Source organism: Rubritepida flocculans DSM 14296 (assembly GCF_000425365.1).
Lineage (GTDB): Bacteria > Pseudomonadota > Alphaproteobacteria > Acetobacterales > Acetobacteraceae > Roseococcus > Roseococcus flocculans.
The window spans coordinates 38,555-51,733 of record NZ_AUDH01000023.1 but is presented as its reverse complement, the minus strand read 5'-3'; the positions used below and the strand labels follow the sequence as shown (position 1 = coordinate 51,733).

Genomic DNA, 13,179 nt, shown 5'->3' with positions numbered 1-13,179 from the left:
CGCGCGGCGGATCACGCTGATCCTCGACAACGCCAGCTACAACCGCGCCAAGGTGGTCCGCAAGTGGCTCGCCAAGCCGGAGCGCCGATTGCGCGTGGTCTATCTGCCGCCCTACGCACCCAATCTCAATCTGATCGAAGGGCTGTGGTGGTTCTTCAAGAAGAAGACGCTCTGGAACAGGCACTACCCGAGCTTCGCCGAGTTCCGCGAGGCCATCCGCGGCTTCTTCGCCAGGCTCGGACAATGGCAGGCCGAACTCGCCTCCCTGCTGACCAGCCGCTTCCACCTGATAGAACCCAGAACAGCACAGGTTTCAGCGGTGTAGGGGTTTATCAAGGCGCCGGCGAAGCGGCCGCCTCCCCGAACTCCTCGACCACGGCCCGGGCGAGCTGCGCGGCGGCGCGGGAGGTCGGCCTCTCCTGCGGCAGGCCCAGATAGAGCGTCCGCAGGATGGTCGGATCCTCGATCGGGGCGGCGCAGAGCCGGCCCTCTGCCAGCTCCCGCCGCACCGCCTCTCGCGAGGCGAGCATCTGCGCCACGCCCTCCAGCGCCAGGGCCTTCTGGGGCGCCAGCGCCTCCGCCTCGAACCGCACCGAGAGGGGAAGGCCGCGCTCCGCCGCCAGGGCCTCGATCCTCCGGCGGAAGGGGTTGCGCGGGCCGGGCAGCACGAGCGGCGCGTCCGCGACGCGCGCGAAGGGCACGGGCCGGTCCAGCCGGTAGCCGGCGGCGGGGGCGGCGGCGAGCAGCATCCTCTCGGTGAACAGCGGCGAGAGCGCGAGCGCGGCCGAGGGCGCAGGATCGAACATCAGGGCGAGGTCGGCCTCGCCGCGCAGCAGCGCCTCGCGCAGATGGTCTGCGAAGCCGCCGATGAAGCGGATGGTCACCGCCGGGTGCCGGCGGATGAAGCCGCGCGCCAGGGCCGCGCTCAGCCGCTCCAGCAGCACCCAGGGCACGCCGATGGCCACCTGGCCCGAAATCTCGCCGCGCTGCGAGAGCATGTCGGTGCGCAGCTGCGCGAGGCCCGAGACCAGCGGCAGCAGCCGGTCGCGGAAGGCCCGGCCCTCGGCCGTGAGCGCGAGGCCGCGGCCGTGCCGGCGGAACAGAGCGACGCCGAACTCCTGCTCCAGCAGGCGGACTTGGCGGCTGAGCGCCGTCTCCGCGACCCTGAGACGCGCCGAGGCGGCGCGCAGGCTCCCCTGCTCGGCCACCTCGAGGAAGGTGGAAATCTGGCGAAGGTCCATCGGCGCACCCCGCTCGCCGGATCGGGCGAGGACATCGCAGGGCGAGGTTGCGCACAGCGCGCAACCTGACTGCTCCCGTTTATCATGGATGCGGGATCGGGCCGCGCCTAGCCTCGCGATGACAGCGAGAGCAGGGACCGCGCCATGACACTCTCCCGAAGGCTCCTTCTCGCGGCGGCCGCGACGGGGGCCGCTGCCGCCGCCCAGGCGCAGACGGCCTTCCCCTCGCGCCCCGTCACCATCATCGTGCCCTTCGCCGCGGGCGGCATCACCGACATCCTGGCGCGGCTGATGGCCGAACGCCTCTCGCCGCGGCTGGGCGTGCCGGTGGTGGTCGAGAACCGCAGCGGCGCGGGCGGGCTGATCGCCGCCCAGGCTGTGGCGCGCGCGCCGGCGGATGGCCACACGCTGCTGATGCACAGCAGCGGCATCCTCTTCGCCGCGGCCAATGCGCCGGAGCAGAACTTCGACCCGAACGCGAGCCTCGCGCCCGTGGCCTTCGTGGCCGGGCTGCCGAGCGTGCTGGTGGTGCACCCTTCCGTGCCCGCGCGCAACGTGGCGGAGCTGCTGCGCCACATCCGCGAGAATCCCGGCCGCCTCAACTGCGGCGTGCTGGGCGAGGGCACATCCGACCACCTCTCCTGCCAGGCGGTGGCGCGCGCCGCGGGCGGGACCATGGAGTATCCGGTCTATCGCGGGCTGCCGCCGCTGAACCTGGACCTGCTGGCGGGCGCGATCCAGCTCAACATCGGCTCCGTCCCGGTGCAGATGCCGCTGGCCCGCGAGGGCAAGCTGCGCGCGCTGGCGGTGGCCACCGGCGAGCGGCTGGCGGATCTCCCCGAACTGCCGACGTTGCGGGAGTCCGGCGTGGACTGGGATTTCCTCGCCATCAACGCGCTCTTCGCGCCGGCCGCCACGCCGCCCGCCATTCTCGCCCGGCTGAACGCCGAGGCCGCGGCGATTCTGGCCGACCCCGCGGTGCGCGCGCGCATCACGGCGACAGGGGCGATCCTCGGCCCGCCCGACGCCGCCTCGCTGGGCGCGACCTTCGCGCGCGACTGGCAGCGCGCCCTCGCCGCGCGCCAGCGCTGAGGGGAGGCGGCGCAGATGACCTACTCCATCGTGGCCCGCTGCCCCGAGACCGGCGAATGCGGCGTCGCCGTCGCCACCTATTCGCCCAATGTGGGCGCGACGGCGCCCGGCGCGCTCTCCGGGCGCGGCGCGCTGGCCTACCAGTGCGTGAGCTCGCCGATCCATCGCGCCATGGCCATGGGCCTGCTGGCCGAGGGCGCCTCCGCCGCCGGGGTCATCGCCACGCTGGCCGCGCGGGATCCCTTCTGGCCCTCGCGGCAGGTGATCGTGGTGGACATGTTCGGCGGCGTGGCCGGCCACACCGGAGAGACGGCGCCGCCCCATGCCGGGCACCGTCTGGGCGAGGGCTTCGCCGTCGCCGGCAATGTGCTGACCGAGACCTGCCTGGAGGATGCCTGGCAGGGCTTCCAGGCGACGGCCGGCAGCGGCCTGCCGCTTTCGGAGCGGCTGATGCGCGCGCTGGAGGCGGGCGCGCGCTCGGGCGGTCAGCCGGAGGGGCTCACCTCCGCGGCCCTGCTGGTGCATGGCGCGGCGCCCTTCCCGCTGCTCGACCTGCGCGTGGATCTGCACGACCAGCCGGTGATCGAACTGCGCCGCGTGCTGGAGTTCATGCGCCCGCTGCAGGCCTTCTACGTGCAGCGCAAGACCGACCCCACCGGCCTGCCGCGCTGGTGGCAGAAGCGCATGGAGGCGGTGCCGGGCTGGCGGCCCAACCATCTGCAGCGCGTGATCCCCCAGCAGTGAGCACACCGCCCATGAGCGACGCCGAGACCGCGCTGCTGCGCGCCTTCGCCGAGGCCTGGAACCGCCACGACCTCGAGGGGCTGCTGGCGCTCTGCACCGAGGATTGCGTGTTCGAGACCGCCGCCGGCCCTCTCGCCTGCGGCGCGCGCCACGTCGGCAAGCAGGCGCTGCGCGAGGCCTTCCCCGCCGCCTGGCGGCGCTGGCCCGACGCCCGCTGGGAGGAGGCGACGCATGTGGTGGCCCCCGGCGGCCGCGCCTTCAGCGAATGGACCTTCCGCGGCACGGACGCCCAAGGGGTCGTCACGGAGCTGCGCGGCGTGGACCTGTTCGAGATCCGCGACGGGCTGATCGCGCGCAAGGACACCTACCGCAAGCAGCGGGTGGCCTGAGATGGCCGCGCCGGTCACGGGCTTCGGCCTGAAGCGCCGCCGGGCGCCCGAGGGCGCGCCGGACATGGTGCTGCTCGGCGGCAAGGTGGTGACGCTCGATGGCGCGGACAGCATCGCCGAGGCCGTCGCGGTGCGCGAGGGGATCATCCAGCAGGTCGGCGCCACCGAGCAGATCAAGGCGCTGGCGGGGCCCGCGACGGCGATCCTCGACCTGCGCGGGCGCACCGTGGTTCCCGGGCTGATCGACAGCCACTGCCACCTCGGCTCCTCGGCGCGCAGCGCCGCGCGCTACGTGGATGCGCGCGTGCCGCCGAACCGCTCCATCCGCGACGTGCTGCGCAACATCGCCGAGCGCGCGCGCATCACCCCCCCGGGCGAGTGGATCATCGCCCATGGCTGCCAGTTCGGCGCGCGGAAATTCGTCGAGCAGCGCTACCCGACGCGCGAGGAGCTGGATGCCGTCACCCGCGATCATCCGGTGCTGGTGCTGGATGCGCGGCATGTCTATCGCCTGAACAGCCTGGGCTGCGAGCGGCTGGGCATGAGGCGCGGCGTGCCCTGGGACGAGGCGAACGGCCACGCCGAGTTCGACGAGGAGACGGGCGAGCCGCTCGGCGTCCTGCACGAGGGCATGACGGTGTTCCCCGACCGCGTCGTGCCCTACGCGGACGTGAAGCATTACATGCGCGAGGTGATCGGCCCGCTCTGGGTGGGCCGGGGCTTCACCTCGGCCTGTTCCTACGCCACCCCCAACGAGCTGCGCGCCTGCGCCGAGCTGGCGCGCGAGGGCGCGCTGCCGCTGCGCATCACCTCGCACATCCACATCGGCGCCACGCGCACCGCGGGCATCGAGGCGGCGGTGGCGTTGGGCGTGATCAGCGGCTTCGGCGACGAATGGATGCGCATCGGCGGCGCCAAGGTGTTCCTGGACGGCGTGCTGATGTCGCTCAGCTCGGCCATGCGCGAGCCCTATTTCGAGAAGGGCGACGGCACGGATCGAGGCCTGCTGCTGGCGACGCCCGAACGGGCCAGGGAGCTGGCGCGGCTGATGCACGACCACGGCATCCAGATCTCCTTCCACGCCACGGGCGACCGGGCGCAGGAGATCGCGCTGGACGCCATCGAGCACGCGCTGACCCTGAACCCGCGCGAGAACCACCGCCACCGCATCGAGCATTTCGGCTGCGACGCCGGCGCGCCCGATCTGCGCGCGCGCGCCAAGGCCCTCGGCGTCGTGCCGAACATGACGGCGGGCTGGCTCTACACCTACGGCGATTACGTCGCGCCGCACCTCGGCCCCGCGCGCGCGCGGGAGTTCATGGCGCTGCGCTCCATCCACGACGCCGGGCTCAGGCCCTGCAACTCCTCCGACCAGACGGGCACGGACTGGCTGACGCTCGACCCCTTCTTCAGCATGTGGTGCTGCGTGACGCGGCAGACCTTCGAGGGGCGGCAGTTCCACCCCGAGGAGGCGATCACGGTGAAGGAGGCGCTGCGGATGTGGACCGTCAACGCCGCCTGGGCCAATTTCGAGGAGGAGATCAAAGGCAGCATCGAGCCGGGCAAGCTCGCGGACTTCACCGTCTGCTCGGCCGACATCCTCACCATCCCCGAACACGCGCTGCGCGAGGTGAAGGCGGAGATGACCATCATCGGCGGCAGGGTCGCGCATGGGGGCTGATACGGGCGGCATGACATGCCGCGCGTGCGGTGTCCGGCATGACAAGCGCGGCGCTCACCCCGCCCGCATCACCCCGCGACCGCGCGCAGCAGCAGAAGCAGCGAGGCCGCGCCCAGCACCCCGAAGGTCAGGCCCATGCCGGCCTGGCGCAGCCGCATGTCCTCCGGGATGCGGGCGATGCCCACCCCGTGCAGCAGCCGCCCGGCCAGCAGCGCCGCGCCGAGCGCGTGCAGCAGCCACGACCCGGTCCCGGAGGCTTCCAGCAGGGCGAGCAGCAGCAGCGCCAGCGGCGCATACTCGACGAAATTGCCCTGGGCGCGGCTGGCGCGCAGCAGCGCCTCGGCCTCGCCATGGCCGAGGGCAACCTGGGCGCGCCCCCGCTCGCGGATCACCCTGAGCGAGAGCCAGAGCAGCACAAGGCCGGCCAGCGCGGCGTAGAGGCTGGCGACGGGGAACGGGGTCATCCTGCACCTCCGCAGAACTCCTGCACCAGCGCCAGGAACTCGTTCGGCTTCTCGGCATGCACCCAGTGGCCCGCCTCCTCGATGACGGCGAAGCGGGCGGCGGGGAACAGTCGCCGGAAGAGGGGGCGGTGCTCCCCGCGGATGTAGTCGCTGCGCCCGCCCGCGATCACCAGCGTTGCGCCGTCGTAACGGCCATCCTCGCGGAAATCCTCGATCTCGGGCATGGCGGCGTGGATTTCGGCGAGCCCGAGCCGCCAGCGCGGCGGGCTCGCCTCCAGGTCGAGGGATTGCAGCAGGAAGGCGCGGATGGTCGCGTCGGGCACGGAGGCGGCGAGCGCCGCATCGGCCTCGCGCCGCGTCAGCCCCTCCTTCAGCGGCAGCGCGCGCATGGCGGCGACATGGCCGCGCAGCGCGGGCGGGTAGCGCACGGGCGCGATGTCGGCCACCACCAGCCCGGCGAGGAAGCCCGGGTGGTGCAGCGCCAGCGCCATCGCCACCTTGCCGCCCAGCGAATGGCCCACCACCACGGCGCGGGAGACGCCCCGCGCGTGCAGCGTCTCCGCCACGTCGCGGGCCGTGGCGGCATGCGCCATGCCCTCGGCATGAGGGCTTTCGCCGTGGTTGCGCAGGTCCATCGCCAGCACGCGGTGCCGCGCGGCCAGGCGCTTCTGCAGCGCGCCCCAGTTGCGCGCCGCGCCGAACAGCCCGTGGAGCAGCACCAGCGGCGGGCCCTCGCCCATCTCGACGGTGTTGAGGATCATCTCACCTCCGTGTCGCCAGCAGCACGCTGAGCACGATGAGCGCGCCGCCCGTCAGGATATCCCAGCCCAGCGGCTCGCCGAACCAGAGCGTCGCCAGCGCCACGCCGAACAGCGGCACGAGCAGCACGCCGAGCGAGGCGAGGACGGCGTTGAGGTGGCGCGTGCCCTCGCTGATCGCCCAGGTGCCGATGGGCGCGGCGACCAGGCCGATGAACAGCGCGAAGGGCCAGGCGCCGGGGCCGAGCCCGCCCGCGGGCTCCAGCATCCAGGCCACGAGAGCGAGCAGCGCCGCGCCGATGGCGAAGGCGAAGGGCAGCAGCTCCATCAGCGGCGCGGCGGGCGGGCGCCTGCGCAGCACGATGATGGCGATGCTCCAGCCCAGCGAGGCGCAGAGCAGCCACAGATGCCCGCGCAGCACGCCCGGCGCCGTCCAGTCGATCGCCCAGGGGCCCATCATCACCGCCACGCCGAGCAGCCCGATGGCGGCCGCCAGCCACTTCAAGGGCGCGACGCGCTCGGCCAGCAGCCAGACAGAGAGCGGCACCAGCCAGAAGATCGTGACATTGCCGAGAATGGCCGTGCGGCCCGCCGGGATCAGCGCGATGGCAGCATGGGTGAAGGCGAAGAAGCCGCCGATCTGCAGCAGGCCGAGGGCGAGCACGGCCGGCCAGTCGCCCCGCGCGGGGAAGCGCAGCCGGCCGAGCAGCCCGAGCACAAGCGTCGCCGACACCACCGCCAGCGCGGCGCGCCAGAAGCCGAACCACATCGCCGTGCCGTCGGCCAGCGCATGCTTGGTCAGCGGCCAGACGCCGCCGAACAGCACCACCGCCACGAGAAGCAGCCGGAGCGCGCGCCCCTGCGTCACGCGGGGGGCGGCCTCATACCAGCGGCCGCTGGTATGTGTTTGTTTTGGCGCGCAGCCGCCACACCAACCCTGCGCGCGATACGGGCGGCATGCGATGCCGCCCGTATCACTCGGCCACCTTCAGCATGATCTTGCCGACATGCTGGCTGCTTTCCATCAGCGCATGGGCGCGCGCGGCCTCGGTCAGCGGGAAGACGGCGTGGATGTGCGGCAGGCAGCGCCCGGCTTCCAGCAGGGGCCAGACCTTCTCGCGCAGCGCCGCCGCGATCTCGCCCTTCTGCGCGGTGCTGCGCGGGCGCATGGTGGAGCCGGTGACGGTGAGGCGCTTCACCATGATGGGCCGCAGATCCACCTTCTCGGCCGTCTCGCCGCCGAGGAAGGCGATCAGCACCAGCCGCCCGTCCATCCGCAGGCAGCGCAGGTTGCGCGCGAAATAGGGCGCGCCGACCATGCACAGCACCACGTCGAGCAGCCTGCCCTCGGTCAGCCGCTTCACCTCCTCGACGAAATCCTGGGTGCGGTAGTTGATCGCGTGGTCGGCGCCGAAGCGCAGCGCCTCGGCGCATTTCGCCTCGCTGCCGACGGTGGTGAACACCCGCGCGCCGAAGGCCTTGGCGAGCTGGATGGCGGTGACGCCGATGCCCGATGTGCCGCCATGGATCAGCACCGATTCGCCGGGCGCGAGCCGCCCGCCCGCGGCGTGCGCGGTGCCGAAGAGGTTGGCCCAGACGGTAAAATAGGTCTCCGGAATGGCGGCCGCCTGCAGCGCGTCGAAGCCGCGCGGCCAGGGCAGGGTCTGCGCCTCGGGGGCCACGCAGTATTCGGCATAGGCGCCGCCATTGGTCAGCGCGCAGACCTTGTCGCCGGGGCGGTAGCGCGTCACGGCGGGGCCGGCGGCCACCACTTCGCCCGCGCATTCGAGGCCGATGATGGGCGAGGCGCCGGGCGGCGGCGGGTAGCTGCCCGCGCGCTGCGCGACGTCGGGCCGGTTCACCCCCACGGCCATGACGCGGATCAGCACCTCGTCGGGCGCGGGGGTCGGCACGGGGCCGGTGGCGGGGACCAGCACCTCGGGGCCGCCGCCCGCGCCATGGGCGATGTAGGTCATGCTGCTGGGCATGGGGTGCTCCGTCACGTCGTGCCGGACACTTCCCGCATGGGGCCGGGGCGTCAAGCCGCGTGCGGCGATTGCGGCGCGGCGCGCGGCGCGGGAGAGTATGGGCGATGCGCCGTCGCCTCGCCTTCGCCGCGCTGCCCCTTCTCGCCGCGCCGCGCGCGCTTCGCGCGCAGGCCGCGCAGGAGTGGCGCGTGGGCGCGGTGCTTCCCCTCTCCGGCGCGCAGGCCCCGCTCGGCGACGAGGCGCTGCGCGGCCTGGAGATGGCGGTGGAGGAGCGCAACGCGGCCGGCGGCCGCCCCGTTCGCCTGCTGCGGGCGGACGCCACCGAGCCGGGCGCCGCGCTGGCCGAGGCCCGCCGGCTGATCCAGCAGGAGCGCTGCACCGTGCTGTTCGGCAGCGTCTCCGCTCCGGTCGGGCTGGCGGCGATGCAGGCGGCGGAGGCGCTGGAGACGCCCTATGTCGAGCTCGCCTCCCCCGCCGAGGTTCTGGGCGAGCGGGGCGGTCGCTTCTTCGTGCGCAGCGCCCCGCGCGCGAGCGCGTTCGGCGCGCAGGCGCGGCGGGCGATGACTGGGCTGCTGCCCGGCCTGCTCTCGCTGCCGCTCGACGCCATGCGCGTGGCCTTGCTGCACGAGACGGGGGTGACCTCCGAGAGTCTCGCGGGGGCCGTGGAGGGGGCACTGCGCGAGGCGGGCGCGGTGATCGCCGAGCGTCTCTCCCACCCGCCGCGCAGCCCCGAATGGCCGGCGCTGGCGCAGCGCCTGCGCGCGGCCGGCGTCTCCGTCGTGATCCATGCGGCGGGGGAGGCGGATGCGGCGGCGCTGCTGCGTGCGCTGGCCGATGCGGCCTGGCGGCCGCGCGCGGTGATCGGCCTCGGGGCGGGCTGGGGGCTCGCGGAATTCGGGCGCGCCCTGGGCGCCGCGGCGGAGGCGGTCTTCGCGCTCGACGTGCCGCCCATCGAGAGTTCGCCGGCCTGGGCGCAGGGCGCGCGGCGTTTCGCCGAGGCCTATCAGCGCCGCTGGGGCGGCCCGCCGCGCTCGGCGCTCTCGCTTGCGGTCTTCGCGGGCGCGCGGGTCGTGCTGGGGTTGCCGGCGCTGGAGCGGGCCGCGGTGCGGCCGGCCCTCGTCGCGCTCGACCAGCCGGCGGGCGCGCTGCCCAATGGCTGGGGCTGGCGGCTGGATGAGCGGGGGCAGAACCTCCGCGCCGCACCGGTGCTGCTGCAATGGCAGGCGGGACGGCCGGTGGCGGTGTTTCCGCCCGAGGCGGCAGCGGCGGCGCCGGTGTGACGCGGCTGCGCAGGGGCTGGCGCGACGCCGCAAGGGGCGCTAAGCAGCCGCGCCGCTGTCCCGTTCGTCTAGAGGCCTAGGACACCAGCCTTTCACGTTGGCAGCACGGGTTCGAATCCCGTACGGGACGCCACCTCTATGCGCCGCGAATCGTCTCCCCGCCTGCCAGCCGCGCCGTGAGGCGCAGGTTTTCTGCGGTTCTCGCGCATAGGCTGGCGCCGAGCGGTCCTCGAACGCCTCCCGAAACCCTCTCTCGCAGGCCGGATTTCTCTGAACCTGGCGACTTCCCCGATTATGCCGCCAGCCCGAACGCTCGCCTCTTCAAGGGCTTGACAGGCAGCACCCGACCGCGAGTTGGTGAACCCGACGCCCCACCAAAGGTTCCCCGACGCCGAATCTATCGCGGATCGGCACCAGCCCCCGGCTCCTCCCCCTTCCGCAGCCCCTCCCAAAGCGCTCCCGGACCGAGCAGCACTGCCAGCAGCCCGGCCTGAACCGCCTCCGAGTTCAGCGCCTGACGGCTCATGCTGCCGTGTGCCTCCATCGTCGCGATGATCGCGTTCAGCAGCTCCTCCCGCAGGTTCGGCGAGTTGCCGAACTGCTCGCGCGTGTTCGCCGCCGCCTGGGCGCGCAGGGTGGCGCTTTCCATCATCTTGGACCGGATGCTCTCGGCGAAGGCGACCCGGTCGCCGTCCGTCAACTCACCCTCGAAGAGATCGTTCAGCGCCCGGATGATTTCCCCGAGCCGCTGCTTCTGCCGGTCCTGCACCTGGCCGGAGCCGACATCGGTCGGCGGCTTCAGCCCCTCGGCGGGCTCGCCGCCGGCAAGGTTCAGCCGCTGCTGGCCGAGGTCGCGCATCCGGTGGTGCGTCAGCCGCAGCGCCGAGAGGTCCACCCCATCCCGCTCCCGCCCGTAGTCCAGCAGCGGCAGCAGCAGCTTGCCGAACAGGTAGAGCTTCTCGAACTCGGTGTTCCCGTAGTCGAACATCTGCCCGAGGAACTCGTACAGCCGGACATAGCTGCCGAGGTCGCGCTTGAAGAGCAGCAGCACATCCATCTCGGCCTTTGCCGCCTCGCGCGCCTTCGTCCCGTCCGCCCCGGCCCGCCAGGCCTGCTGCGCCTGCCGGAAGCGCGTCAGCAGCCGGTTGCTCACCGGACCGATGGCGGCGTCCAGATCCCCCTGCGTCGCCTTCGGGTTCACCGCCACCTTGGCCACGCGCTCGACCTCGAAGCGGTCGTAGAGGCCCATCGCGTCCAGCTTGCTGCGCAGATCCAGCACCACATTGGGGTCGCTGACATCGGCGAGCTCGGCGGTGGTGTGATACTGCTTGAAGGCCGCCAGGATCTCCTCGGGCTCGTTCACGAAGTCCACCACATAGGTGGCGTCCTTCCCCGGATAGGCGCGGTTGAGGCGCGAGAGCGTCTGCACCGCCTGGATGCCGGAAAGGCGCTTGTCCACATACATGGCGCAGAGCAGCGGTTGATCGAAGCCGGTCTGGAACTTGTTCGCCACCAGCAGCAGGCTGAACTCGGGCGTGGCGAAGGCCTCGCGGATGTCGCGCCCGCGCAGGGCGGGGTTCATGGTCGCCTCGGTGAAGGGCTCGGGGCCCGTCTCCGGGTCGCTGACTTCGCCGGAGAAGGCGACCAGCACGCCGAGCGGGTAGCGGCGCTGCCGGATGTAGGCCTCCATCGCCGTCTTCCAGCGCACCGCCTCCTTGCGGCTCGCCGTCACCACCATCGCCTTCGCCCGGCCGCCGAGCAGATGCGCCACGTTCTGCCGGAAATGCTCGACCACGATCCGCACGCGCGCGGCGATGTTGTGCGGATGCAGCCGCACCCAGCCGAGGATGCCCTTCTTCGCCTCGCTGGCATCCACCTCCCGCTCGTCCAGCTCGCGCCCCTCATGCGTCAGGCGGAAGGCCATGCGCCAGGAGGTGTAGTTGCGCAGCACGTCGAGGATGAAGCCCTCCTCGATCGCCTGGCGCATGGAATAGATGTGGAAGGGCGCGGGCAGGTTGTCCTTGCCCGCGGGGCGCGAGGGGTCGGGCCGGCGGCCGAACAGCTCCAGCGTCTTCGCCTTCGGCGTGGCGGTGAAGGCGACGTAGCTGATGCCCACCTCCTGCGCCGCACGGGCCTTCATCTCGGCCGCGAGCAGGTCCTCCATATCGACCTCGCCGCCATCCTCGAGGGCTGCGATCTCCTCGGCCGTCAGCGTCGCCTTCAGCTTCGCCGCGGCCTGGCCGGCCTGGGAGGAATGCGCCTCGTCGGCGATCACCGCGAAGCGCTTGCCCTGGGTCGCCGCAAGCCGCCGCACCTCCTGCAGCGCGAAGGGGAAGGTCTGGATGGTGCAGACGACGATCTTCTTGCCCGCCGCCAGCGCCTCGGCCAGTTCGCGGCTCTTGCTCGCCCCCTCCCCGGTGATGGTGGCGACCACCCCCTGCGTGCGCTCGAAGCCCTCCACCGCCTCGCGCAACTGCCGATCCAGCACCGTGCGGTCGGAGACCACCAGCACCGTGTCGAACAGCTTGCGGTTCGCCGCATCGTGCAGGTCGGCCAGGAAATGCGCCGTCCAGGCGATGGAGTTGGTCTTGCCCGACCCTGCCGAGTGCTGGATCAGGTAGCGCCCGCCGGGACCCTCCCGCAGCACCGCCGCCAGCAGCTTCCGCGTGGCGTCGAGCTGGTGGAAGCGCGGGAAGATCCAGCCCTGGAGGCGCTTCTTCTCGTCCTTCACCGGCACCAGGTAGCGGCCGAGGATGTCGAGCCAGGAATGGCGCTCCCACACCTCCTCCCACAGATAGGCGGTGGGGGCGCCGCGCGGGTTGGGCGGATTGCCGCCGCCCCCGTCATGGCCGCGGTTGAAGGGCAGGAAGCGGCTGTCCGGCCCTTCGAGGCGTGTGCACATCCGCACCTCGCTGTTGGAGACGGCGAAATGCACCAGCGCTCCGCCGGGGAAGGCGAGGATCGGCTCCGGCGTGTTCCGCCCCGGCAGCCTCGGCAGGCGGTCGTGCCGGTACTGGTCCACCGCATCCTCGACCCGTTGCGTGTAGTCCGACTTGAGCTCGGCGGTGGCGACGGGGATGCCGTTGAGGAACAGCACCAGGTCGAGGCTGTTCTCGTGATGCGGCGAGTTGCGGAGCTGGCGCACCACGCGCAGGCGGTTGGCGGCATAGCGGGCGGCGAGCGCCTCGTTCATCGCCAGCGCCGGGCGGAACTGGGCAAGCTGAATGGGCCGGCGCAGCCCCACCATGTCGAGGCCGTGGCGCAGCACATCGAGCGTGCCCTGCCGGTCGAGCGCGGCGCGCAGCCGGTCGGCGAGCGCCGTCGCCGCCGCCGGGCCGTGCGCCTTGGTGAGCGCCTCCCAGGCCTCGGGCTGGGTCTGCTGCACCCAGGCGAGAAGGTCTTCGGGGAAGAGGCCGCGGGCGCGGTCGTGGCGGGCGGCGGCGCCGGGGTCATACAGCCAGCCATGGGCGGCGAGATGGGTGCAGATCGCCTCTTCCAGCCGGGCTTCGCGGTAGAGGTCGGTCATGGCGCGCGGCGGGGTG

General features: G+C 72.7%; 12 protein-coding genes and 1 tRNA gene. 7 read left to right on the top strand and 6 right to left on the bottom strand.

Annotation, left to right across the window (positions count from 1 at the left end; translation table 11 throughout):
• Positions 1-325 (top strand): transposase (locus tag H596_RS21850; RefSeq protein WP_037301639.1); only part of this gene is annotated, 325 nt, incomplete at its 5' end.
• A gap of 7 nt (positions 326-332) precedes the next feature.
• On the opposite strand, the gene H596_RS0114965 is transcribed toward H596_RS21850, so the two are convergent.
• Complete coding sequence (locus H596_RS0114965; protein ID WP_027285568.1) at positions 333-1,241, bottom strand: LysR family transcriptional regulator; 909 nt, start codon at positions 1,239-1,241, stop codon at positions 333-335.
• Between the two features lie 144 nt (positions 1,242-1,385).
• Between H596_RS0114965 and H596_RS21845 the strand changes: the two genes are divergently transcribed.
• The 4 genes from H596_RS21845 to H596_RS0114945 are packed head-to-tail and all read left to right on the top strand — an operon-like array spanning position 1,386 to position 5,147.
• Entirely contained in the window at positions 1,386-2,333 is a 948-nt protein-coding gene (locus tag H596_RS21845; protein WP_051213148.1) for a tripartite tricarboxylate transporter substrate binding protein, read from the top strand.
• A gap of 15 nt (positions 2,334-2,348) precedes the next feature.
• Positions 2,349-3,077, top strand: coding sequence for a DUF1028 domain-containing protein (locus H596_RS21840; protein WP_051213145.1), 729 nt, complete (start codon positions 2,349-2,351; stop codon positions 3,075-3,077).
• An 11-nt stretch (positions 3,078-3,088) separates the two neighbouring features.
• A complete protein-coding gene (locus tag H596_RS0114950; protein WP_027285567.1) occupies positions 3,089-3,466 on the top strand; it encodes a nuclear transport factor 2 family protein in 378 nt (125 codons plus the stop codon).
• A 1-nt stretch (position 3,467) separates the two neighbouring features.
• Positions 3,468-5,147 (top strand): amidohydrolase, encoded by a 1,680-nt coding sequence (locus H596_RS0114945; protein ID WP_027285566.1) that lies wholly within the window; start codon positions 3,468-3,470, stop codon positions 5,145-5,147.
• 68 nt (positions 5,148-5,215) lie between these two features.
• Here H596_RS0114945 and H596_RS0114940 read toward each other — a convergent pair whose 3' ends face one another.
• The 4 genes from H596_RS0114940 to H596_RS0114925 all read right to left on the bottom strand — a co-directional run bounded on the left by H596_RS0114940 (position 5,216) and on the right by H596_RS0114925 (position 8,357).
• Positions 5,216-5,611, bottom strand: coding sequence for an MAPEG family protein (locus H596_RS0114940; protein WP_027285565.1), 396 nt, complete (start codon positions 5,609-5,611; stop codon positions 5,216-5,218).
• The gene (locus tag H596_RS0114935) at positions 5,608-6,372 is read right to left on the bottom strand and encodes an alpha/beta fold hydrolase (protein WP_027285564.1); all 765 of its coding nucleotides are present in this window, start codon (positions 6,370-6,372) and stop codon (positions 5,608-5,610) included. Before H596_RS0114935 ends, H596_RS0114940 begins: the two co-directional genes overlap by 4 nt.
• Position 6,373: 1 nt before the next feature.
• Positions 6,374-7,237 carry a DMT family transporter gene (locus H596_RS0114930; protein ID WP_027285563.1) on the bottom strand — a complete coding sequence of 288 codons (864 nt, stop codon included), beginning with the start codon at positions 7,235-7,237 and terminating at the stop codon, positions 6,374-6,376.
• A 106-nt stretch (positions 7,238-7,343) separates the two neighbouring features.
• Positions 7,344-8,357 carry an NAD(P)H-quinone oxidoreductase gene (locus H596_RS0114925; protein WP_037301636.1) on the bottom strand — a complete coding sequence of 338 codons (1,014 nt, stop codon included), beginning with the start codon at positions 8,355-8,357 and terminating at the stop codon, positions 7,344-7,346.
• 104 nt (positions 8,358-8,461) lie between these two features.
• Here H596_RS0114925 and H596_RS0114920 point away from each other — a divergent pair, with 104 nt between their 5' ends.
• Both H596_RS0114920 and H596_RS0114915 read left to right on the top strand, forming a co-directional pair.
• Complete coding sequence (locus H596_RS0114920) at positions 8,462-9,637, top strand: ABC transporter substrate-binding protein (protein WP_027285561.1); 1,176 nt, start codon at positions 8,462-8,464, stop codon at positions 9,635-9,637.
• Between the two features lie 57 nt (positions 9,638-9,694).
• A tRNA-Glu gene (locus H596_RS0114915) sits at positions 9,695-9,770 on the top strand.
• A gap of 264 nt (positions 9,771-10,034) precedes the next feature.
• Here the strand turns inward: H596_RS0114915 and H596_RS0114910 are convergent.
• On the bottom strand, positions 10,035-13,163 hold the full coding sequence (locus tag H596_RS0114910) for a type I restriction endonuclease subunit R (protein ID WP_027285560.1): 3,129 nt from the start codon (positions 13,161-13,163) through the stop codon (positions 10,035-10,037).
• Positions 13,164-13,179: the final 16 nt, after the last annotated feature.